Annotated in this window: 20 protein-coding genes and 2 rRNA genes (1 of these 22 running past the window's edge); 12 read left to right on the top strand and 10 right to left on the bottom strand. The window is 60.4% G+C overall.

The features are described from left to right. A 23S ribosomal RNA gene (locus LA321_RS06015) occupies positions 1-1,080 on the top strand; it begins 1,809 nt to the left of the window's first position. Positions 1,081-1,158: 78 nt separating this feature from the next. Beyond that, positions 1,159-1,273 (top strand): 5S ribosomal RNA (gene rrf / locus LA321_RS06010). 175 nt (positions 1,274-1,448) lie between these two features. On the opposite strand, the gene LA321_RS06005 is transcribed toward rrf, so the two are convergent. Together LA321_RS06005 and LA321_RS06000 are read right to left on the bottom strand one after the other, a co-directional pair. Further along, a complete protein-coding gene (locus LA321_RS06005; RefSeq protein ID WP_042070667.1) occupies positions 1,449-4,022 on the bottom strand; it encodes a bifunctional acetate--CoA ligase family protein/GNAT family N-acetyltransferase in 2,574 nt (857 codons plus the stop codon). A 73-nt stretch (positions 4,023-4,095) separates the two neighbouring features. Beyond that, positions 4,096-4,287 carry a hypothetical protein gene (locus LA321_RS06000; protein ID WP_042027209.1) on the bottom strand — a complete coding sequence of 64 codons (192 nt, stop codon included), beginning with the start codon at positions 4,285-4,287 and terminating at the stop codon, positions 4,096-4,098. Between the two features lie 177 nt (positions 4,288-4,464). On the opposite strand from LA321_RS06000, the gene LA321_RS05995 reads away from it, so the two are divergent. Continuing rightward, complete coding sequence (locus LA321_RS05995) at positions 4,465-5,331, top strand: type 2 periplasmic-binding domain-containing protein (protein WP_042070666.1); 867 nt, start codon at positions 4,465-4,467, stop codon at positions 5,329-5,331. Here LA321_RS05995 and ilvY read toward each other — a convergent pair. After that, positions 5,313-6,206: an HTH-type transcriptional activator IlvY gene (gene ilvY / locus LA321_RS05990; RefSeq protein ID WP_042070665.1), complete on the bottom strand. Its 894-nt coding sequence runs from the start codon at positions 6,204-6,206 to the stop codon at positions 5,313-5,315. The two genes, LA321_RS05995 and ilvY, sit on opposite strands and share 19 nt — an antisense overlap. A gap of 226 nt (positions 6,207-6,432) precedes the next feature. Here ilvY and ilvC point away from each other — a divergent pair, with 226 nt between their 5' ends. Further along, entirely contained in the window at positions 6,433-7,914 is a 1,482-nt protein-coding gene (ilvC, locus tag LA321_RS05985; protein ID WP_042070664.1) for a ketol-acid reductoisomerase, read from the top strand. A gap of 164 nt (positions 7,915-8,078) precedes the next feature. Here ilvC and pgi read toward each other — a convergent pair whose 3' ends face one another. The 5 genes from pgi to coaBC form a co-directional block, all read right to left on the bottom strand. Next, the gene (gene pgi / locus LA321_RS05980) at positions 8,079-9,728 is read right to left on the bottom strand and encodes a glucose-6-phosphate isomerase (RefSeq protein WP_026456786.1); all 1,650 of its coding nucleotides are present in this window, start codon (positions 9,726-9,728) and stop codon (positions 8,079-8,081) included. A 336-nt stretch (positions 9,729-10,064) separates the two neighbouring features. Further along, positions 10,065-10,901, bottom strand: coding sequence for a mechanosensitive ion channel domain-containing protein (locus LA321_RS05975; RefSeq protein WP_042070663.1), 837 nt, complete (start codon positions 10,899-10,901; stop codon positions 10,065-10,067). Positions 10,902-11,058: 157 nt separating this feature from the next. Continuing rightward, on the bottom strand, positions 11,059-11,655 hold the full coding sequence (gene slmA, locus LA321_RS05970) for a nucleoid occlusion factor SlmA (RefSeq protein WP_042027216.1): 597 nt from the start codon (positions 11,653-11,655) through the stop codon (positions 11,059-11,061). Between the two features lie 69 nt (positions 11,656-11,724). Next, a complete protein-coding gene (dut, locus tag LA321_RS05965) occupies positions 11,725-12,183 on the bottom strand; it encodes a dUTP diphosphatase (RefSeq protein ID WP_042070662.1) in 459 nt (152 codons plus the stop codon). A 103-nt stretch (positions 12,184-12,286) separates the two neighbouring features. Next, positions 12,287-13,489, bottom strand: coding sequence for a bifunctional phosphopantothenoylcysteine decarboxylase/phosphopantothenate--cysteine ligase CoaBC (coaBC, locus tag LA321_RS05960; RefSeq protein WP_042070661.1), 1,203 nt, complete (start codon positions 13,487-13,489; stop codon positions 12,287-12,289). A 148-nt stretch (positions 13,490-13,637) separates the two neighbouring features. Here coaBC and radC point away from each other — a divergent pair, with 148 nt between their 5' ends. From radC to LA321_RS05930, 6 genes are all read left to right on the top strand, one after another. After that, positions 13,638-14,312, top strand: a complete 675-nt coding sequence (gene radC / locus LA321_RS05955; RefSeq protein ID WP_042070659.1) for a RadC family protein — start codon at positions 13,638-13,640, stop codon at positions 14,310-14,312. 136 nt (positions 14,313-14,448) lie between these two features. Further along, positions 14,449-14,685 (top strand): 50S ribosomal protein L28, encoded by a 237-nt coding sequence (gene rpmB, locus LA321_RS05950; protein WP_005307492.1) that lies wholly within the window; start codon positions 14,449-14,451, stop codon positions 14,683-14,685. Between the two features lie 11 nt (positions 14,686-14,696). Then, positions 14,697-14,864, top strand: coding sequence for a 50S ribosomal protein L33 (rpmG, locus tag LA321_RS05945; RefSeq protein ID WP_005307500.1), 168 nt, complete (start codon positions 14,697-14,699; stop codon positions 14,862-14,864). 90 nt (positions 14,865-14,954) lie between these two features. After that, positions 14,955-15,410 (top strand): hypothetical protein, encoded by a 456-nt coding sequence (locus tag LA321_RS05940; RefSeq protein WP_042070658.1) that lies wholly within the window; start codon positions 14,955-14,957, stop codon positions 15,408-15,410. Positions 15,411-15,433: 23 nt separating this feature from the next. Further along, positions 15,434-16,246 (top strand): bifunctional DNA-formamidopyrimidine glycosylase/DNA-(apurinic or apyrimidinic site) lyase, encoded by an 813-nt coding sequence (gene mutM, locus LA321_RS05935; protein WP_042070656.1) that lies wholly within the window; start codon positions 15,434-15,436, stop codon positions 16,244-16,246. Positions 16,247-16,421: 175 nt separating this feature from the next. Then, a complete protein-coding gene (locus LA321_RS05930) occupies positions 16,422-17,321 on the top strand; it encodes a VirK/YbjX family protein (protein WP_042070655.1) in 900 nt (299 codons plus the stop codon). Positions 17,322-17,369: 48 nt separating this feature from the next. On the opposite strand, the gene coaD is transcribed toward LA321_RS05930, so the two are convergent. Further along, positions 17,370-17,852: a pantetheine-phosphate adenylyltransferase gene (coaD, locus tag LA321_RS05925; protein ID WP_042027224.1), complete on the bottom strand. Its 483-nt coding sequence runs from the start codon at positions 17,850-17,852 to the stop codon at positions 17,370-17,372. Between the two features lie 232 nt (positions 17,853-18,084). Between coaD and LA321_RS05920 the strand changes: the two genes are divergently transcribed. After that, entirely contained in the window at positions 18,085-19,134 is a 1,050-nt protein-coding gene (locus tag LA321_RS05920) for a glycosyltransferase family 9 protein (protein WP_042070654.1), read from the top strand. A 59-nt stretch (positions 19,135-19,193) separates the two neighbouring features. On the opposite strand, the gene LA321_RS05915 is transcribed toward LA321_RS05920, so the two are convergent. Beyond that, positions 19,194-19,970 carry a glycosyltransferase family 2 protein gene (locus tag LA321_RS05915; RefSeq protein WP_026457506.1) on the bottom strand — a complete coding sequence of 259 codons (777 nt, stop codon included), beginning with the start codon at positions 19,968-19,970 and terminating at the stop codon, positions 19,194-19,196. A gap of 241 nt (positions 19,971-20,211) precedes the next feature. Here LA321_RS05915 and waaF point away from each other — a divergent pair, with 241 nt between their 5' ends. Beyond that, the gene (gene waaF / locus LA321_RS05910; protein WP_042070653.1) at positions 20,212-21,246 is read left to right on the top strand and encodes a lipopolysaccharide heptosyltransferase II; all 1,035 of its coding nucleotides are present in this window, start codon (positions 20,212-20,214) and stop codon (positions 21,244-21,246) included. Position 21,247: the final 1 nt, after the last annotated feature.

Here is a 21,247-nt window from a genome sequence, read left to right as displayed (position 1 = left end):
GTGACACCTGCCCGGTGCCGGAAGGTTAATTGATGGGGTTAGCGCAAGCGAAGCTCTTGATCGAAGCCCCGGTAAACGGCGGCCGTAACTATAACGGTCCTAAGGTAGCGAAATTCCTTGTCGGGTAAGTTCCGACCTGCACGAATGGTGTAACCATGGCCATGCTGTCTCCACCCGAGACTCAGTGAAATCGAATTCGCCGTGAAGATGCGGTGTACCCGCGGCTAGACGGAAAGACCCCGTGAACCTTTACTACAGCTTGGCACTGAACATTGAACCTACATGTGTAGGATAGGTGGGAGGCTTTGAAGGCGTGACGCCAGTTGCGCTGGAGCCGTCCTTGAAATACCACCCTTGTATGTTTGATGTTCTAACGCAGGCCCCTGAATCGGGGTCGCGGACAGTGCCTGGTGGGTAGTTTGACTGGGGCGGTCTCCTCCCAAAGAGTAACGGAGGAGCACGAAGGTTGGCTAATCCTGGTCGGACATCAGGAGGTTAGTGCAATGGCATAAGCCAGCTTAACTGCGAGACGGACAGGTCGAGCAGGTACGAAAGTAGGTCATAGTGATCCGGTGGTTCTGAATGGAAGGGCCATCGCTCAACGGATAAAAGGTACTCCGGGGATAACAGGCTGATACCGCCCAAGAGTTCATATCGACGGCGGTGTTTGGCACCTCGATGTCGGCTCATCACATCCTGGGGCTGAAGTCGGTCCCAAGGGTATGGCTGTTCGCCATTTAAAGTGGTACGCGAGCTGGGTTCAGAACGTCGTGAGACAGTTCGGTCCCTATCTGCCGTGGGCGTTGGATGATTGAAGGGAGTTGCTCCTAGTACGAGAGGACCGGAGTGAACGAACCTCTGGTGTTCGGGTTGTCACGCCAGTGGCACTGCCCGGTAGCTAAGTTCGGAATCGATAACCGCTGAAAGCATCTAAGCGGGAAGCGAGCCCTGAGATGAGTCATCCCTGACCCCTTGAGGGTCCTAAAGGGCCGTTGGAGACCACAACGTTGATAGGCGGGGTGTGTAAGTGCAGCGATGCATTGAGCTAACCCGTACTAATTACCCGTGAGGCTTAACCATACAACACCCAAGAAGTGTTTCGAGCCTTGTAACAAATACGAAACTACTTATATCAGCTTTCTCAGATTGAAGAATTTGCCTGGCGGCCATAGCGCCGTGGAACCACCTGATCCCATGCCGAACTCAGAAGTGAAACGCGGTAGCGCCGATGGTAGTGTGGCATTCGCCATGCGAGAGTAGGACACTGCCAGGCACCCAACACGAAAACCCCGCTCACTGAGCGGGGTTTTTTATTACCTGAAATTCTGCTTTTTGCTTAATATTTGCCCTTTGCTTACCCTTATGAGTCTTGTGCCCACTGTTTCAGCTTGTGTATTTCTTTCATTTCAAACGGTTAGTGTGGGATGGGGCTACACATGGGATGCCGCTTAATGGCCATGGCTGCAAGCAAGCACCATATTGACCACCCCCTCTTCCATGTGCAGTTCGACCTTGAATCCCAGACGCTTGGCTAGATTGATCATGCCGCGATTGCTGGGCATGGTCATGCCTGATAGCTGTTCAATCCCCTGTTCTCTGGCGTAGCGAATAATCTTCTCCATCATCAGTTTACCGAGGCCAAGCCCCTTCAAATCGGAGCGTACCAGGATGGCGAATTCGGCATCACTGTGATCAGGGGTGCTGATGGCGCGCACGACACCCAGGATCTGATCCCGGAAATCACCATCCTGGCCAATGGCCACAAAAGCCATCTCGCGGTCGTAATCTATCTGGGTCATCCGTGCCAGCTCTTCATGCCCCAGTTCTCCCACATCCGCGAAGAAGCGCTTGTACCTGTCTTCATCGGACACCTGCAGGACGAACTGCTTGTGGGCCGGTTCGTCCTCCGGGCGGATTGGCCGCAGTAGTATATGGCTCTGATCCTTGAGCCAGGCCCCCTCTTCAAGCTCGGTAGGGTAGGGGCGGATGGCCAGTCGATTGGGTGGCGATGCGCGGGGATCGGCCAGGGTGATGCTGGCATCCAGCACCACCATTTCGCTGTCACATGCCTGCAGTGGGTGGAGATCCAGCTCATGGATGTCGGGAAAAGCCAGTATCAGCTCGGAAAGCTGACAGAGCACCTGGCTGAGCGCATCGATATTCAGCCGCACTGGCGTCGCCTGTTCACGGATCTTGCGGCTCTTCATGGCACCGATGATTTGGTAACGAGCCAACGCCTGATTCAGTGGCGGCAGGGCCGCAACCATCTCCTGGGGCTCGGCGCCTGATTCTCCCAGCAGGATGACGGGGCCAAACACCGCATCCTGCTGGATCCGCACCCGCAGCTCCAGGCCGCCACTACGGCGCGCCATCCGTTGCACCAGCAGACCTTCGATGCGGGCGCCCGGGTCGTGCTGCCGAACCCTGTCCAGAATGGCGTCGGCGGCTTGTGCCACCTCGGTCGAGGTGCGCAGGTTGAGCATCACGCCATGCACGGCAGATTTGTGGAAGATGTCGGGTGAACGCAGCTTGACCGCGACCGGATAGCCAATTTGCTCAGCCGTCAAGGTGGCTTCGATGGCATCAGTGACGATCCAGGTCGACAGAGTTGATAGGCCGGCTGCTTGCAATATGGGGTGGGCGAGATGGGTATCCAGCCTCGACTGGTTGCGTCCCCTGGCCTGGCGCAACAGCTGTTGGCATAACTCGATATTGAGCTGGTTGCCTTGCAGGGAGGCGGGCGTTTCCATCAACTGCTTCTGGTTGCGACGATATTCCACCATATGCATGAAGGCGGCCATGGCGCTTTCGGGGGTGCGATAGGTAGGGATGCCCGCCTCGGTGAACAGCCTGCGCCCCTCCTGCGCCGAATATTCCCCGGCCCAGTTGGTCAGGATATTGAACCGACGCGCTCTGGGATGCTGCTTGAGATGGGTGATGAGATGGTTTGCCAGCGGCGCGCTGGGGGCGGTCAGCGAAGGCGCATGGATGATCAGGATGGCGTCTATCCCCTCCTCTTGCAGCAAGTGGTCCAGCGCTTCCTGATAGGTTGTGATGGTTGCATCGCTGCCTATGTCCTGCGGAGGGAGGGCAAGTTTGCCTCCACGCTCCAGCAGCACATCCACCGCCATGTTGGCCAGGCCCCGGCCATTGGAGATGATGGCCAGTCGCTCCCCCTTGAGGGTCATCGAATGGCTCAGGGTCTCTACCGCCGCAAACAGTTCGTGGGTATCTCTAACTCGCAGCATGCCGGCGCGGCGAATGGCGGCATCATAGACGTTGTCGAGGCCATGGCTTGGGTTGTGGCGGCCGCTTTTGAGTATCAGGATGGGCTTGTTGCGCGACGCTGCCCGGGCGGCGGAGAGAAAGTGGCGGGCATCGTGCAGCTTGTCCATATAGAGCAGGATGGCGCGGGTAGTGCTGTCGCGGGAAAGCTGATCTAGTAGCTGGCCGAAGTCTATGTCACAGTGATCGCCGAGGGAGATGAAGGCAGAGAAGCCCAGCTCATGTTGCTTGGCCCAGTCCAGTATGGTGGCGCTGACGGCGGCCGACTGGGAGAGAAAGGCGACCTGGCCCGGCTTGGCCGTGATGGGAGAGAAGCTGGCGTTGATCCCTTGCGCGGGCAGCAGCATGCCCATGCTGTTCGGTCCAAGCAGGCGGATGCCGTACTGCTGGCAGACCCGCTTCAGCTCCCGCCGCTCCTCATCGGAAAAGTCCCCTGCCAGTATGATGGCAGCCCCCGTGCCTTTCTGGCCGAGCGCTTCCAGCAGTGGCAGGACTCGTTCCCGCTTGGTGCAGATGATGGCGAGATCCGGCACCAGCGGCAGGCTGGCAACATCGGGATAGGCCAGCACGCCGGCGATGGCCTTGTCCTTGGGGGTGACGGGAAGGATGGGTCCCTTGAACTGCCCTGCCAGCAGGTGGCGGACGATCACATGACCTGCCTTGAGCGGGTCGGTAGAAGCGCCGATCACGGCAATTGAGTGAGGCTTGAACAGACGATCCAGACCGCTTGCTTTCATGGGCACTCCCGGCGAAAGGGGGAAGATACCAGTCTAATACCTCTTTGCAGCGGGTTCTGTGACCGGTTCCTGATCACTGTTTGTTCAGGGCATTGGCGCGCAGATAAAATCTCAGCTCGCCCTGCACCTGGCGGATTGCGCCCAGATGGCGATCCTGCAGATAGATATCCCGTTCCCTGTCCAGCAATGTGTTCGGGACCCCCATGCTTTGCAGGTACTCCTCGAACAGGGTTGCCCCCTTTATCTCGACCAAATGCTGTTTCATGGCTCTTCTCCCTGAATAGTCGGTCCCTTGTCAGCAGCCCGAGTCTGCGGTTATCTGCCGGCTTTTCCTATTGTCATATTTGACACGGGACGGTTCACACATCTGTCACGCCGTACTCCCCTCGAAACCGTGGGGCGTTATAGTAATGGGAGGCGTATGACATCCGGGTGTTAGAGCATGGTCAGGGCATGGCTACTGTGTATCACATTGATGGCGACCAGCCTTTCGGCAGCTGAACAGCCGATCCGTGTCTGGAATCAGTTGCTGCAGCACCCCAATCCCGCTGTTCCCGAGTTGCTGCGTCTCTCCCTCGAACTCACCATCCCCGAATATGGCCCTTATCGACTGATTGCCAGCGCACCCATGGAGCAGGGGCGTGTGGTCAAGGAGATGAGCGGTGACGGTTCGGTGCAAGTGGCCGTGTTTGCACCGGACAGCGAGCGGGAGCAGGATCTGCTGGCGGTGCATATCCCGCTGGCCAAGGGGCTGCTGGGATGGCGGGTCTGCCTGATCCGGCAGGGAGATGAGGGGCGCTTTGCCAATATCCAGTCCCTGGCACAATGGCAGCAATCCGGGTTGACCATTGGTCAGCACAGATTCTGGCCGGATACCGAGCTGCTCAAGGCGAATGGTTTGAAGGTGGTGGTGGGCAGCCTGTACGACGTATTGTTCAACATGTTGCGCAAGCGGCGCTTCGACTGCTTCCTGCGCTCCGTCATCGAAGTCGAGGACGAGCTCAAGGCGCACCCCTATCTGGCCATCGAGCCGCACTTGGTTTTCCGTTACCCGCTGGCCTTGTTGTTCTTCGTTTCGCCCAAATACCCTGAGCTCGCGCAGCGCATTGAGCTTGGGTTGCAGCGGGCGCGGCAGTCAGGTGCCTTTGAACAGGTATTCGAAGAGTCGTTTGGCAAGACAGTGCGAAATCTGAAGCTGGAGCAACGGACGCGTTTTGAACTGCATAACCCCGGATTGCCGCTGAGCAGCCGGCCCATGATGGCCGACCCAACCCTCATCTACAATCCGGATCAACGCAGCGCCCCCTGATTCTGTGCCGTGTCCCAGAAGGCGCGGATGAGGGGCTCCTCAAGCCGTTTGCGTGAAACCACTATGCCGACGTCGAATGGCTTGAGCGCCGGTTTGGGTTCGACGATGCGCACCTTCTCGCCCATTGGGCTGTGATCGATGACGGCGGCGGGTACCAGTCCTACACCGCAGCCGAGCGCCACCATGGCGACGATCCCCTCGTTGCCCACCACTTCGGCATAGATGTTGGGGGCTATCCCCTTGTTGCGAAACCACTGGTCACTGCGTTTGCGGGCCAGCCCCTGTTCCGAGAGGATCAGCGGCAGCCGCTCCCAGTCCGGTTCTCCCTGATGAAACCACTGGGTGAGCTGGGGGGCGTTACGCGGGGCGATAAAGACCAGCGGGACCCGCTGCAGGCTGGCAAATTCCAGTTTGGCGGGCAGGGCATCCGGGCGGGCTGCGATGGCCAGATCGACCTCATCGGCCAGTATCTTGTCCACCGCCAGCGCCGGGTCGCCGGTTTCCAGCTTGATCTCCAGCTGGGGATAGCGACGGCGAAAGCGCTCCAGCACCTCCGGCAGCAGGAAGTAGCTGGCGGTGACCGAGCAGAAGACTCGCAGCCGTCCCTGTAGTGGTTCGTCGTTGCGCTTGAGCTCCTGCTTGAGTTGGCGCCACTCCAGCAGCAGCCCCCCGCCAAATTCGCGCAGCTTCTCGCCGGCCGGGGTGAGGCGCACGCTGCGGTTGTCCCGTTCGAACAGGATGCAGCCGGTCTCCTGCTCGAGGCGCTGGATGGCGCGGCTCAGGGTGGAGGGGCTGACCGCCATGGCATCGGCGCTCTTGCCGAAGTGAAGGGAATCGGCGAGGTGGAGAAACAGCTCGAGGTTGCGAAGGTCCATCTTTTTTATTCCTGCTGCGGCCTGGTGTGCCGAGTCAATCTGCCCGGGTCATCGCTTCCACCCATTCAGAAAAGAGGGGGAAACAGCCCGACATTGCGCAGACTCACATTTCAATTCTTGCAACGTACTGTTTCGAATATATCAGTTCAGGCAATATGTGTCCCGCGCTATAGTGGTTCAGACAACGCCGTCACCGGCATGGAATCAATCGAACGGAGCAATCACCATGGCTAACTATTTCAACACCTTGAACCTGCGTCAGCAGTTGGCCCAACTGGGCAAGTGTCGTTTCATGCAGCGCGCGGAATTCGCCGACGGCTGCGACGTGCTGAAAGGCAAGAAGGTGGTGATTGTGGGCTGTGGTGCCCAGGGTCTGAACCAGGGCCTGAACATGCGCGACTCCGGCCTGGATATCGCCTACGCCCTGCGCAAGGCCGCCATCACCGAGAAGCGCGCCTCCTGGCAGAAGGCTACCGACAACGGCTTCGCGGTCGGCACCTATGAAGAGCTGATCCCGACCGCCGATCTGGTGCTGAACCTGACGCCGGACAAGCAGCACTCCGACGTGGTCAAGACCGTGATGCCGCTGATGAAGCAGGGCGCTGCGCTGGGCTACTCCCACGGCTTCAACGTGGTGGAAGAGGGCCAGCAGATCCGCGCCGACATCACAGTCGTCATGGTGGCGCCCAAGTGCCCGGGTACCGAAGTGCGTGAAGAGTACAAGCGCGGTTTCGGCGTACCGACCCTGATCGCCGTTCACCCGGAGAACGATCCCAAGGGCGAGGGCATGGCCATCGCCAAGGCGTGGGCCTCCGCCACCGGCGGCGACCGTGCTGGCGTGCTGGAGTCCTCCTTCGTGGCGGAAGTGAAATCCGACCTGATGGGCGAGCAGACCATCCTCTGCGGCATGCTGCAGGCCGGTTCCCTGCTCTGCTACGACAAGCTGGTTGCCGAAGGCACAGACCCGGCCTACGCCGGCAAGCTGATCCAGTTCGGCTGGGAGACCATCACCGAAGCCCTGAAACAGGGTGGCATCAGCCTGATGATGGACAGACTCGCCAACCCAGCCAAGCTGCGCGCCTTCGAGCTCTCCGAGCAGCTCAAGACCCTGATGCGCCCGCTGTTCGAGAAGCACATGGACGACATCATCGCCGGCGAGTTCTCCCGCGGCATGATGGCCGACTGGGCCGAAGACGATGCCAAGCTGTTCGGCTGGCGTGAAGAGACCGGCAAGTCCGCTTTCGAAAACGCCCCGGCGTTTGCAGGCAAGATTGCGGAGCAGGAGTACTTCGACAATGGCGTGGTGATGGTGGCCATGGTCAAGGCGGGTGTCGAGCTGGCGTTCGAGACCATGGTGGCCTCCGGTATCTACGAGGAGTCTGCCTACTACGAATCCCTGCACGAGCTGCCGCTGATCGCCAACACAGTTGCTCGCAAGCGTCTGTACGAGATGAACGTGGTCATCTCCGACACCGCCGAATATGGCAACTACCTGTTTGCCAACGCCGCCGTGCCGCTGCTGCGTGAACACTTCATGCCGACCCTGAAAGCGGGCGACCTGGGTGCCAGCCAAGCCGAGAGCCAGAGCGTGGACAACCAGGCGCTGCTGGCGGCCAACGAGGCGACTCGCAACCACCCGATCGAGAAGATCGGTCAGGTACTGCGTGGCTACATGAAGGACATGAAGCGCATTGCTGTCGGCGGTTAAGCCTGCATCGGGCTGGATGATGAAGGGGCGGGGATGACGATCCCCGTTACTGCCCGGCTTGGACACCTGGCCAGTCCTCCGGATCATGTAAGCAGACCGACTGATAGCCATAAAAAAGCCCCGCTCATCGAGCGGGGCTTTTGCATTCAGGTCAGCCGGGGAAATCAGGCCTTCCAGGCTTTCCAGGTGTTGATCAGGCCGTTGGTGGAGCAGTCGTGGCTGGTGACAGCCTCGTCGGTGCCCAGCTCCGGCAGGATCTTGTTGGCCAGCTGTTTGCCCAGCTCCACGCCCCACTGGTCGAAGCTGAAGATGTTCCAGATTGCGCCCTGCACGAAGATCTTGTGCTCGTACATGGCGATCAGGGCACCCAGGGTTTTCGGGGTCAGGCTCTTGAACAGGATGCTGTTGGTCGGGCGGTTGCCTTCGAACACCTTGAATGGCACCAGATCCTTGACCTGCTCTAACGTCTTGCCAGCGGCCAGGAATTCGGCCTCCACGGCTTCCTTGCTCTTGCCGAAGGCCAGGGCCTCGGTCTGGGCGAAGAAGTTGGCCAGCAGTTTCGGATGGTGATCACCGATGGGGTTGTGGCTGATGGCCGGGGCCAGGAAGTCACAGGGGATCAGCTTGGTGCCCTGGTGGATCAGCTGGTAGAAGGCGTGCTGGCCGTTGGTGCCCGGTTCACCCCAGATGATGGGGCCGGTCTGGTAGTCGACCTTGTTGCCGTTGCGATCCACGTACTTGCCGTTGGACTCCATGTTGCCCTGCTGGAAGTAGGCGGGGAAACGGTGCATGTACTGGTCGTACGGCAGGATGGCTTCGGACTCTGCGCCGTAGAAGTTGTTGTACCACAGGCCGATCAGGGCCAGCAGCACCGGTACGTTCTGCTCATAGGAGGCGGTGGCGAAGTGCATGTCCATCTCGAAGGCGCCTTGCAGCAGGGCCTCGAAGTTGTCGAAACCGACCGACAGGGCGATGGGCATGCCGATGGCGGACCAGGAGGAGTAACGGCCGCCGACCCAGTCCCAGAACTCGAACATGTTGTTGGTGTCGATACCGAACTCGGCCACGGCCTTACCGTTGGTGGAGAGGGCTGCGAAGTGCTTGGCAACGTGGGCCTTGTCACCGGCATGCCCCAGGAACCAGTCGCGTGCGCTCAGGGCGTTGGTCATGGTCTCCTGAGTGGTGAAGGTCTTGGAGGCCACCAGGAACAGGGTGGTTTCCGGATCGATCTTCTTCAGGGTCTCGGCGATGTGGGTGCCGTCGACGTTGGAGACGAAGTGCATCTCCAGGTGATTCTTGTAGGGGCGCAGGGCTTCGGTGATCATGACGGGACCGAGATCGGAACCGCCGATGCCGATGTTGACCACATGCTGGATCGGCTTGCCGGTGTAACCTTTCCACTCGCCGGAAATGACCTTCTCGCAGAAGCCCTTCATCTTGGCCAGTACGGCGTTCACTTCCGGCATCACGTCCTTGCCGTCCACCTCGACCGGGCGGTCGGAGCGGTTGCGCAGGGCCACGTGCAGCACGGCGCGCCCTTCGGTCATGTTGATCTTCTCGCCGTTGAACATGGCGTCGATGGCGCTGCGCAGATCGGTCTCTTTGGCCAAATCAATCAGTAACTTGAGGGTTTCTTCGGTGATCAGGTTCTTGGAGTAATCCACCAGGATGTCGCCGCCGAAGGTGAGGGAGAACTTGTCAAAGCGCTTCGGGTCCTGCGCGAACAGATCCTTGAGACGAGTCTCTTTGTTAGCTGCAAAATGGGCTTCCAGTGCCTGCCAGGCCTGGGTTTGGGTTGGATTGATGTTTTTCATAGGATTCCTGAAATGCCAAGTTGTGTTTGAACCTTGCAGGCAAGGCCCCGCCAAACCTTATTATCCGAGCATTATAGCGAGCCGGCTGGCCGGCTCATGTAACAGAGTTTTACCGATTGTCTTTTACAACCTTGGGTCACCGGGGGAGTGTACACCCTGAAAGTCGGGATTATGAGTCACGAAAGCAAGCCGGATCTTGCGCTCGCTCATGAATGGGGCCAACCCGGGAGTGTGAAATGGTTTTCATATCGCCGGCCGGGTTGTGTGCAGCCGGGGCACTCCAAAAACGACAATGCCAGCCCGAAGGCTGGCATTGTGAGCAAGGGGATGGATTCATTACTCCCCGGCTTTGGCGGTGTGCATGACCATCTGCGGGAAGGGGATCTCGATACCCTCGGCATCGAAGGTCAGCTTCACCTTCTCGTGGAAGTCGAACCAGACACCCCAGTAATCACCGGTTTTCACCCAGGGGCGCACCACAATATTTACTGAAGAGTCGGCCAGGGCTGCGACGGCGATGGTAGCGGCCGGATCTTTCAGGATGCGCGGCTCTTCGTTCACCAGACGCTCAAGGATCTGCTTGGCCTTGCGCAGGTCGGAGCCGTAGCCGATGCCGAAGGTCATGTCGACGCGACGGGTATCCATGCGCGAGTAGTTGACTATGGTGCCGTTGAGAATGGCGGAGTTCGGTACCACGACCATCTTGTTGTCACCGGAGGTGAGGGTGGTGGTGAACAGTTGCACGGACTGCACGACGCCCGCAGTGCCAGCCACTTCGATGAACTCGCCCGCCTTGATGGGGCGGAAGATGATGAGCAGGAAGCCGGCGGCGAAGTTGGACAGCGACCCCTGCAGTGCCAGACCGATGGCCAGACCGGCGGCACCAATGATGGCCACGAAGGAGGCGGTCTGTACCCCGACCCGACCCAGTGCTGCAATTACCACGAACACTAGAATGGCATATTTAAGGATACTGCCGACGAACTCGGTGATGGTGGCATCGAGCTTGCGGCTCTTCATCACCTTGACCACACCACCGCTGATCAGGTTGGCGGCGATATAACCCACCAGCAGGGTCAGCAGGGCGGCGGCGATGTTGACGGCATACTCGATCAGCAGCCCCTGGTTGTTGACCAGCCAAGTCTGTGCTTCGGTGATGATTTCGGGTTCCATAGGAGATCCTGTCAGATGCTAAAGATTGATAACGGATGAATCTAACATTGCAGTGCGACAGACTGGGTCGCATCTGGTGCTTATTTTCTACCGTAAAAAGTTGCCACAAAAAGGAAGGGAGGCCAAGGCCTCCCTTCTCATATGGGTTCGTGCGGGCTCAGCTTTGCAGCAGCTGGCTGCGGATAAATTGCCACTGATCTTCGAACCCGGCGGTCGGTTTGATCTTGAACTCGGAACGGACAAACTGGCTGATCCGTCCCTCGGTGTAGGCCAGCAACAGATTGGCCAGCATGGTCTCGTCGAGCTGGAAGCCCTGGCCTTCCCGCAGCCGTTTTTCCCGCAGTACCTGCTTGATCTGGGTCTCCAGCTTGTCGAACAGGATGCTGATGCGATCCCGCAGCCGGTCGTGTTCACCCAGCAGGGCATCGCCATTGAGGATGCGGGTGATGCCCGGGTTGCGCTCGGCGAAGACCAGCAGCAGCTGCAGGATGTGGTGGCAGCGGGCCATGGTGTCTTTCTCTTCCGTCATGATGAGATTGACCCGTGACAGCAGGGAATCCTCGATAAAGTCGATCAGCCCCTCGAACATCCTCGCCTTGCTGGGAAAATGTCGATAGAGGGCGGCCTCAGAGACACCGACCTCGGCTGCCAGGCGAGCCGTGGTGATACGCTGACCCGGACTGGTTTCCAGCATGTGGGCGAGCGCTTGCAGGATCTGGTCGCGCCGACTCTGTTTCTGATTACTGCTTGCCATGGATTCCCCTAAAAAAACAATGGCTTGATTCTGTTATTAGGCACCGCCCCAAGGGGCTGTGTGGTCTTGTTATTGGCGACCAGAGGAACCAAAACCGCCTTCACCCCGTTCGCTCTGGTTAAACTCACTGACCAGTTGGAAGCTGGCCTGAACTACCGGCATGATCACCAGCTGGGCGATGCGTTCGCCGGGTTGCATGGTGAAGCTCTCCTTGCCACGGTTCCAGACCGAGACCATCAGCTGGCCCTGATAGTCGGAATCGATGAGACCGACCAGGTTGCCCAGCACGATGCCGTGTTTGTGGCCGAGGCCGGAGCGGGGCAGGATGGTGGCACACAGACCGGGATCCTGGATGTGAATGGCCAGACCGGTCGGCACCAGGGTGGTATCACCGGGGGCCAGGGTCAGCGGCGTATCCAGCAGGGCACGCAGATCCATGCCGGCAGAGCCCGGAGTGGCGTAGGCAGGCAGCGGGTACTCGGTGCCGATACGGGCATCCAGGATTTTCAGTTCAATTTGTGTAGTCATGAATCGTTTTTTCAATTGGATCTTGTGTGGGCACCCCGTCTCTGCACAGCAAGGCGGGGTGTCATGAGTCTTGTGTTATCGGGAGCCCATGGCGACCCGGCGCTCAGCGCCGGTAGTGGCGCGCAATCAGGGCGACGAGATGACGGGCCAGCGTCAGCTTGTCGGCCAGTGGCAGCGGAGCATGACCCCCTTGCCAGAATACGGTCAGGGCGTTGTCATCGGCATTGAAGCCTTGCCCTTCGCGAGACACGTCGTTGGCGGCGATCATGTCCAGCCGTTTGCGTCGCAATTTGTCGAGGGCATATTGTTCCACATCCACGGTTTCGGCGGCAAATCCCACCGTGAACGGCTTGTCTGGTAGTGCCCCTACGGCGGCGATGATGTCGGGATTCTTGACCAGGGTCAGCGCCATCTGGTCGTTGTCGCCAGTTTTCTTGATCTTCTGGCTGGCCACCTGCTCGGGGCGATAGTCGGCCACGGCGGCGCATCCGATGAAGAGATCGCACTCGCCAACCCGGCTCATCACCGCCTCATGCATCTGCAGGGCGCTCTCCACATTGATGCGCTCCACCCCGTTCGGGGTCGCCAGTGCCACCGGACCGCTCACCAGGGTCACCTCGGCCCCCGCCTCGCGGGCGGCGCGGGCGATGGCGTAACCCATCTTGCCGGAGCTGTGGTTGCTGATGTAGCGCACCGGATCGAGTGCCTCGCGGGTCGGCCCCGCCGTCAGCAGCAGCTTGACCCCGGCCAGCAGTGGCTCGCCGGCCAGTTGCTGGCAGCAATGTTCCACTAGTTCGAGAGGATCCAGCATCCGGCCCGGACCCACGTCACCGCAGGCCTGGCTGCCGGAGTCCGGCCCCCACAGCAGGGTGCCACGGCTGGCCAGGGTCTTGAGGTTGGCCTGGGTGGCGGCATTGAGATACATCTGCTGGTTCATGGCCGGTGCCAGCGCCACGGGGGCCGGAGTCGCCAGGCAGAGGGTGGTGAGCAGCTCGTCGGCCATGCCGGCCGCCATGCGGGCCATCAGGTTGGCGCTGGCGGGAGCGATCAGCACCAGATCGGCCCATTTGGCCAGCTCGATGTGGCCCATGCCGGCCTCGGCGGCCGGATCCAGCAGGCTGTCGGCCACCGGATGGCCGGAGACGGCCTGCAGGGTCAGCGGGGTGATGAACTCCTTGGCGGAGCGGGTCATCACCACCCGAACCTCGGCGCCCTGATCTTTCAGGCGGCGCACCAGCTCGGCACTCTTGTAGGCGGCGATGCCGCCGCTGACACCCAACAGGATGCGTTTATCGGCCAATCTCATCTGCTGTATCTCTATCCGGCTCATTCTGACTGGTCGGCTAAGATACCACAGGCTGGGAGTGACGACAGAGATTGACTTGGGGGAGTTGTGGCCGAGCTCCCGCGTTTTTTTGCTATGTTTTTTCTCAACAGGGACAGGGGAGAGACAAATGAGCATCAAAGAGTGGCCGGAGGATGAGCGCCCGAGGGAGAAGCTGTTGCGTCAGGGGCCCGCGGCGCTCTCCGATGCCGAGCTACTGGCCATCTTCCTGCGCACCGGCGTCAACGGCCTGAGCGCGGTGGATCTCTCCCGCCAGCTGCTCAGCCAGTTCGGTTCGTTGCGTACCCTGTTGGGGGCCGACCAGCGTGCTTTCTGTGATGCCCATGGCCTGGGGCCAGCCAAATACGCCCAACTACAGGCGGTATTGGAGATGGCCAGGCGCCATTTGGCGGAGCGGTTGCAACGGGGCGAGGCGCTGACTTCTCCCCAGCTGACCCGGGACTATCTGCAGGCCCAGTTGCGGGATCGACCGCGTGAGGTGTTTGCGCTGTTATTGCTCGATAATCAGCACAGGGTCATCCAATTTGTCGAACTTTTCTACGGCACCATCGATGCGGCGAGCGTCTGGCCCAGAGAAATCGTGCAGATCGCGCTCAAACATAATGCAGCCGCTGTGATTCTGGCGCATAATCACCCGTCCGGCGTCGCCGAGCCCAGTAGGGCCGACCGCCAGATCACGGATCGGATCACGGCCGCCTTGGCCCTGATCGATATCAGAGTGCTGGATCACTTGGTGATCGGTGATGGCATCACGGTTTCTTTTGCCGAGCGCGGTTGGTTATAACTGTGCTCTGGCGCCGTATTAGTTGATCTTTGATCACGGATGCTGTATAAAATGCCGCCTTCTGTTTGCCCCGCAATCGAAGGCCAGCGGGGCAGATATTTGCTCGAGCAATGAAGTAAGATTTGGAGAGACTGACATGTCTAGAGTATGCCAAGTAACCGGCAAGCGCCCGGCAGTTGGTAACAACCGTTCGCACGCTAACAACGCTACCAAGCGTCGTTTCCTGCCGAACCTGCACACTCACCGTTTCTGGGTTGAGAGTGAAAAACGCTTCGTAAGCCTGCGCGTATCCGCAAAAGGCATGCGTATCATCGACAAGCGTGGCGTTGAAGTGGTTCTGGCTGAACTGCGCGCCAGCGGTGTTAAGGTATAAGGAATTAGATCATGGCTAAAGGTATTCGCGAGAAAATTCGCCTGAACTCCAGCGCCGGTACTGGTCACTTCTATACCACTACCAAAAACAAGCGCACCATGCCCGAAAAAATGGAGATCAAAAAGTTTGATCCCGTTGTTCGTCAGCATGTGATCTACAAAGAAGGCAAAATCAAGTAATTACTTGAATTTGTCTCAAAAACCCGGCTTCGTGCCGGGTTTTTTTATGGGCCGAATTCAGTACACTGCCGGTTCGAAGGGAGGCTTGCCATGTTCAAACTGAGCCGTAAAGGCTGGAATAACGTGATCATAGTGGCGGTGTTGATCGTGATCACCCTGCTGCACCGGTTGGAGATTGCCCAACAGGAAAACAGCGCCAAGCGGGCGCGTCCCCTGTTGCCGGCGGATGCCGTGGTACTCACCTGGCAGGGGCCGAGCTGGCAGATTGAGCGGGTCGGTCAGGGCTGGCGCAGCGTGCCGGATCTGGGGCTGGACAGCGCCCAGCTGGCGGCCCGCATCGACAGCTGGCAGGGCTGGTCACTGCCCCCCGGCGAGGCGGTACGCGGTGCCCCCGTCACCTTCAAGGTATGGATCGCCGGCCAGAGCGATCCGCTGGCATTCGGCCTCTACCAGAACAATGGCCAGTACGCGGCCCAACTGCCATCAGGTAGCTGGCTCACGCTGAGTGCCGAGCAGTATCGCGGCCTGCTGCGTCCCGCCCCCTGATCCCTGTTGCTTGCGAGGTTGTCATGCCTGAATTGCCAGAAGTCGAAGTCAGCCGTCAGGGGATCTCCCCCTGGCTCACCGGCATCAAGGTCACCCGGGTGGTGGTGCGGGACGGTCGTCTGCGCTGGCCGGTGCCCGGCGAAATCCAGGAGCTGGTGGATCTCACCATCCATCGGGTGCGGCGTCGTGCCAAGTATCTGCTGCTGGAGACCGATTTTGGCACCGCCATCCTCCATCTGGGGATGTCCGGCAGCCTGCGGGTGCTGGATATCGGCACGCCGGCCGAGAAACATGACCACGTGGATATCGAGCTCGAAAATGGCAAGTTGCTGCGGCTCAACGATCCGCGCCGATTCGGCGCTCTGCTGTGGACTCGCGAACCGGCCGAAGCGCACGCCCTGCTGGCCAAGCTGGGGCCGGAGCCGCTGACCGATGCCTTCAGCGCCGATTACCTGCGGGAGCGGGCCAAGGGGCGCAGCACCGCCATCAAGCAGTTTCTGATGGATAACCAGGTGGTGGTCGGGGTTGGCAACATTTACGCCAACGAGGCGCTGTTTGCCGCCGGCATTCACCCCAAGCGGGCGGCCGGCAACATCAGCGCCGAGCGGCTGGCCACTCTGGTGGCCGAGATAAAGCGGGTGCTGGCCGAAGCCATTCGCCAGGGGGGCACTACCCTCAAGGATTTCACCAGTGCCGACGGCAAGCCGGGCTATTTTGTGCAAAAACTGCAGGTCTATGGCCGGGGTGGCCAGCCCTGTTACCACTGTCAGACCCTGTTGAGCGAAGTAAAAATGGGCCAGCGAACCACGGTTTTCTGCTCCCATTGCCAACGTTGAGGCCGTTTTTTCGGCGGATCCCGTTGAAGTTGTAAGAGAGTATTTCCCGTCTGTTGAAGCTGTGTGCAGCTGTCACTAGTATTCCGGCCGTTCAGGCGGTTATAGATATAAAATGACAGTAAAATCAATAGACTGGGAATATTTATCCCGGCAGGAGCGCTATTGCGCAAAAAAGATGGCCCGTTACCTCTATCCGGAGGGATGTGCCCGCAAGACCTTCAACCGCGGCAAGTTCGTACTGCGCAGCCTGCTTTATCGCAAGTCGTTGCACCGGGTCTTCAGTCTGTTTCAGGCCGCCCCTCTCAGGGCGTTGCCCGCCCGCTATCCCGAGTTGCTCGACAAGCCGATGCGACCCTATCGCTTCGCCTGTGCCCGCGCCCGCGAGCGGGCCGAGATGCTGGAGGATCACTATCGCCTGCTGCTGGCACGCTATCCAACTCTCATTGAGCCGCTCTATCTGGGGCAAGGGGTCGAGCTGGGGCGTTATCCCCAGAGCGATTGCCGCATCCTGCTGCGCCATGATGGCACCTTTCGCCGCGAGGCCGAGCTGGCACTCTCTATCGTTGATCCACAGGGGTTGCGTCTCTACAGTTGCGCCTTCTCGCTGGCGGGATCGGCTGCCCATCCCGAGCTGATGATAGGCTCCATGCAGGGGCCCGAGCCTGCAGTCGAGCAGGCTCAGGCGCGGGTGCGCGAGCTGACCAGGGAAGGACACGGCCTGCGACCCAAGTCACTGCTGGTCATGCTGGTGCTGCAACTGGCCCGGGCCATGGGGGGAGAGCGGGTGCTGGCGGTGCGCAAGCGGGCCCACGTCTTTCAGGCCAAACGCTACAGCCGCAAACAGAAGGGCAACTTACTGGCCGATTATGATGAGCTGTGGCAGGAGTTCGGCGCCGAAGATGTGGATGCCAACTTCGTGGCCCTGCAGCCAGCGCTGCGCAAACCGCTGGAGGAGGTGGCGTCCAGGAAGCGCGCCATGTACCGGCGTCGTTACGAGTGGCTCGATCGGTTGCAGGATGCGATCGATCGGCAGTTTGCCGATATACCCCAAGGCCAGGCGAGCAAGGCGCCCTAATGAAACAGGCTACCCTCGGGTAGCCTGTTTGTTGCGAAGAGCCCCTGCTCAGCGGCCCAGTTTGGTGGCGATGGCTTGTGCCACAACGGGGTCGACAAACTGGCGGATGTCGCCGCCGTGCAGCGCCACCTCCTTTACCAGGGTGGAGGAGATGAAGGAGTTCTCTTCCGCTGGCGTGAGGAAGACGCTTTCGAGCTCCGGCATCAGGCGGCGGTTCATGTTGGCCAGCTGGAATTCGTACTCGAAGTCGGAGACGGCGCGCAGGCCGCGGATCAGCACATTGGCCTGATGCTCCCTGGCGAAATCCACCAGCAGGCCGGAGAAGCCCACCACCTTGACGTTGGGCAGGTGACTGGTCACTTGCTGAACCAGTTGGACCCGTTCTGCCAGATCGAACAGCGGACGTTTGCTCGGGCTGTTGGCGACGCCGACCACGACTTCGTCAAACAGCTTGGCGGCGCGGCCGATCAGGTCGGCGTGGCCATTGGTCACGGGGTCGAAGGTCCCCGGATAAATTACCCTGGTAGTCATGTTTGCAGTCCTGCAACCTGGAAATTTGGTCGCATTATAGGGTCTGTTGAGGGCTTGCCGCGAGAGCGGTAGCGTCAGTTTGCCGCAGGAAGCGGCGCAAGATGCACAATTTGGTCGCTTAAATCGGGGCACTCTGGCGTCTTCACTTGAGAATAGCCCTGCATCAGGCAAGAATACCCGCATCGCGCATCAAGCCTCCTTGCATTGGTGACAGGGAGCAAAGGGATTTTTTATGAAACGTATTCTGGTCGTTCGCAATGACAAGATTGGTGACTTCATGCTGGCCTGGCCGAGTTTCGCCATGCTCAAGGAGTCCATGGAATGTCATGTGACTGCCCTGGTTCCCGCCTACACGGCGCCGCTGGCCCGGCTCTGCCCCTGGATTGACGAGGTGCTCATCGATCCGGGTGTTCGTGCCGACAAGGAGCAACAGCGCGCGCTGCTGGCGCGCATCAAGGCGGCCGCGTTTGATGCGTCCATCTGCCTCTTCTCCAACTCCCGCAACGCCATGCTGGTGTGGAAGGCGCACATCCCTTATCGCCTGGCGCCAGCCACCAAGCTGGCCCAGGTGCTCTACAACCAGCGCCTGATCCAGCGCCGCTCCCGCTCTCTCAAGCCCGAGTCTGAGTACAACCTGGAGCTGATCCGCCGCTTCCTGGCCGATCATCAGGTGGCGGTGGTAGAGCCCCATACCCCCTTCCTGCAGTTTGATGCACCGGCACTGCGACAGGTGCGCGAACAGCTGGCCACCAGACTGAAGCTGGATGCCAGCCGCCCCTGGCTGATGGTGCATGCTGGCAGCGGTGGTTCGGCCAACAACCTCTCCATCGAGCAGTATGCCCGCATCATCATCAAGCTGAACCAGGCCTGCCCCGAGCTGCAGTGCGTCCTGACCGCAGGCCCCGGCGAGGAGAAGATGGCCGAGCAACTGGCGGCCGAGCTGCTGGCCCACGGCGGCAACGGCTGGATCTACCGCTCCAGCGACGGGCTGCCTATGTTTTGTCAGGTGCTGGCCAACGCAGCCCTGTTTATCGCTGGCAGCACGGGCCCACTGCACATCGCCGGGGCGCTGGACGTGCCGACCATCGGCTTCTTCCCGATGCGCCGCTCCGCTACACCGCTGCGCTGGAAGCCGCTCAACAGTGAAGGGCGTCATCTCGCCTTCAGCCCGCCTGAGGACAGCGATCATCCGGAGGACATGAGCCAGCTCGATCCCAAGGCCATGGTGCCCGAAATGGCTCGCTGGGCCGCCCCCTTCTGGCGCGGCAACGACCCGCAGTAATGCAAACAGGGCCCCTCGGGGCCCTGTTTCGTATCCGGTGGCGAGTGCCGGAATGCCTGTTACTCCGGCTGTCCGGGTTGCTGGCGCACCCAGAGGTCGGCGTATTTGACGAAGGTGGAGTGGGCGGAGAGGATGGCCAGCAGCAGCCCCTGCTTGCCATCGAGGAAGCCCGCCTTGAGCAGATACATCTTGATGAAGCAGCCCAGCGCATGCACCAGCCCCTGGCTGAGGGAGCCCTTCTTGCCGCGGGCGGTGCGCTGATCGGCCCAGGCCCGGGCGTAACCGGCGGATTTGACCAGATAGTGCTCCAGATCCCGATAGGTGAAGTGGAGCAGGTCGCCATGGAGGTTGACGATCTTCATGTTGGCGCGTACTTCCACCTTCTCGTGCACCAGTGCCTCGTTGTAGCCGGTGAGGGCCTTGGGATAGAGGCGCAGCACCCGATCCGGATACCAGCCGCTGTGGCGGATGAAGCGGCCAAACACCCAGGAGAGGCGCGGGATCGAGTAGATGGTGTCGCTGGCCGGGTTGGCCATGACGGCGGCGATGGCCTCTTTCAGCTCGGGGGTGAGTCGCTCGTCCGCATCCAGCCAGAGCACCCATTCGGATTGCACGTGCGACTGGGCCAACCGGCGCTGCTTGCCAAATCCCGGCCACACCTTGTTGACGAAGAAGCGGGCGCCGAATTCGGCGGCGATGGCCGGAGTGTCGTCCTGGCTGCCGGAATCCATGATGACGATCTCGTCCACCAGCCCGTCGAGGGAGGCGAGACACTTGCGCAGGTTGTCGGCTTCATTCTTGACGATCAGAACGGCGGCCAGAGTCGGTTTTTTCACTGATGAGGGCTCACGGTTGCTGCCCGGCTGGCGGGCCATGCTCAAATTGGCGCCCATTCTAGCCTAAAACGACGGGCAGGGCATGGTCGGGGCATCCGGCCCGAGGTGGTGCTGAGTGGCGCTCGTTTTGAGCCGTTCAACGGGGCCACCGGGATCTTCTGTTATTTCTCCGACCATTCTTGGGGCATAATCTCGGCCAGTGATGATCAACAGCCGGGCCAGCCCCGAGAGAAGACGCGTGATGAAAATATTGGTGATCGGCCCCTCCTGGGTCGGCGACATGGTGATGTCCCAGAGCCTCTACAAGGCGATCAAGGCCAACCACCCGGAGTGCGAGCTCCACGTGATGGCGCCCGCCTGGTGTTGCGCCCTGCTGGAGCGGATGCCCGAGGTGGACAAGGCGATCACCATGCCGCTCGGTCACGGCGACTTCAAGTTGCTGGCCCGCCGCCGCCTCGGCAAACAGCTGGCGGCCGAAAAGTACGATCAGGCCATCGTCCAGCCCAACTCCATGAAGTCTGCCCTGATCCCTTGGTTTGCCGGCATCCCGGTGCGAACCGGCTGGAAGGGGGAGCAGCGCTTCGGCCTGCTCAACGATCTGCGCAGCAACAAGTCCGCCTTCCCGCTGATGGTGGAGGGCTATCTGGCGCTCGCTTATCCCAAGGCGCAGATGAAGAGCCGGGCCGATATTCCGGCCATTCCCCATCCTGCGCTTCACGTCGATCTGGTCAATCAGGACAAGGCGCTGGCGCGGCTCGGGCTGGATCGGCGTCGCCCCGTGCTGGTACTCTGCCCCGGCGCCGAGTTCGGCCCGGCCAAGCGCTGGCCGGAAGGGCACTATGCCGTGGTGGCCCAGCAACACCTGGACGAGGGCTGGCAGGTGTGGATCTTCGGTTCGAACAAGGACGTGGCGGTGGCCAATACCATCCGGGATCGGGTCAATATGCTGACTCGCCCCAACTGCCACGTGCTGGCGGGCAAGACCAGCCTGCACGAGGCGATCGACCTGATGGCGCTGGCTGGCCGGGTCATCTCCAATGACTCCGGTCTGATGCACATCGCCGCCGCCCTCAACCGGCCGCTGGTGGGTGTCTATGGCTCCACCTCGCCGCTCTATACCCCGCCGCTGGCGGATCGGGTCGAGATCGTTCACACCGACATCGAATGCCGCCCCTGCTTCAAGCGCACCTGCAAGTTCGGCCACCTCAAATGCCTGATCGATTTGCCGCCGGAGCAGGTGATCGAGGCGTGCAACAAACTGGAGCAGAGCGAGTAAG

Origin of the sequence: Aeromonas enteropelogenes, assembly GCF_020097295.1 — a bacterium.
Lineage (GTDB): Bacteria > Pseudomonadota > Gammaproteobacteria > Enterobacterales > Aeromonadaceae > Aeromonas > Aeromonas enteropelogenes.
Note: the sequence above shows the minus strand (reverse complement) of the source record. Positions and strands in the feature narration are given on the sequence as shown.

Excerpts from the sequence above, each read along its gene's own strand:
- dut (WP_042070662.1), bottom strand. The coding sequence starts at position 12,183 with ATGACTACACAAATTGAACTGAAAATCCTGGATGCCCGTATCGGCACC.
- LA321_RS05995 (WP_042070666.1), top strand. The coding sequence starts at position 4,465 with ATGGTCAGGGCATGGCTACTGTGTATCACATTGATGGCGACCAGCCTT.
- waaF (WP_042070653.1), top strand. The coding sequence starts at position 20,212 with ATGAAAATATTGGTGATCGGCCCCTCCTGGGTCGGCGACATGGTGATG.
- slmA (WP_042027216.1), bottom strand. The coding sequence starts at position 11,655 with ATGGCAAGCAGTAATCAGAAACAGAGTCGGCGCGACCAGATCCTGCAA.
- coaD (WP_042027224.1), bottom strand. The coding sequence starts at position 17,852 with ATGACTACCAGGGTAATTTATCCGGGGACCTTCGACCCCGTGACCAAT.
- ilvY (WP_042070665.1), bottom strand. The coding sequence starts at position 6,206 with ATGGACCTTCGCAACCTCGAGCTGTTTCTCCACCTCGCCGATTCCCTT.
- ilvC (WP_042070664.1), top strand. The coding sequence starts at position 6,433 with ATGGCTAACTATTTCAACACCTTGAACCTGCGTCAGCAGTTGGCCCAA.
- coaBC (WP_042070661.1), bottom strand. The coding sequence starts at position 13,489 with ATGAGATTGGCCGATAAACGCATCCTGTTGGGTGTCAGCGGCGGCATC.
- radC (WP_042070659.1), top strand. The coding sequence starts at position 13,638 with ATGAGCATCAAAGAGTGGCCGGAGGATGAGCGCCCGAGGGAGAAGCTG.
- pgi (WP_026456786.1), bottom strand. The coding sequence starts at position 9,728 with ATGAAAAACATCAATCCAACCCAAACCCAGGCCTGGCAGGCACTGGAA.
- rpmG (WP_005307500.1), top strand. The coding sequence starts at position 14,697 with ATGGCTAAAGGTATTCGCGAGAAAATTCGCCTGAACTCCAGCGCCGGT.
- LA321_RS05975 (WP_042070663.1), bottom strand. The coding sequence starts at position 10,901 with ATGGAACCCGAAATCATCACCGAAGCACAGACTTGGCTGGTCAACAAC.
- LA321_RS05920 (WP_042070654.1), top strand. The coding sequence starts at position 18,085 with ATGAAACGTATTCTGGTCGTTCGCAATGACAAGATTGGTGACTTCATG.
- mutM (WP_042070656.1), top strand. The coding sequence starts at position 15,434 with ATGCCTGAATTGCCAGAAGTCGAAGTCAGCCGTCAGGGGATCTCCCCC.
- LA321_RS06000 (WP_042027209.1), bottom strand. The coding sequence starts at position 4,287 with ATGAAACAGCATTTGGTCGAGATAAAGGGGGCAACCCTGTTCGAGGAG.
- LA321_RS05940 (WP_042070658.1), top strand. The coding sequence starts at position 14,955 with ATGTTCAAACTGAGCCGTAAAGGCTGGAATAACGTGATCATAGTGGCG.
- LA321_RS05930 (WP_042070655.1), top strand. The coding sequence starts at position 16,422 with ATGGCCCGTTACCTCTATCCGGAGGGATGTGCCCGCAAGACCTTCAAC.
- LA321_RS06005 (WP_042070667.1), bottom strand. The coding sequence starts at position 4,022 with ATGAAAGCAAGCGGTCTGGATCGTCTGTTCAAGCCTCACTCAATTGCC.
- rpmB (WP_005307492.1), top strand. The coding sequence starts at position 14,449 with ATGTCTAGAGTATGCCAAGTAACCGGCAAGCGCCCGGCAGTTGGTAAC.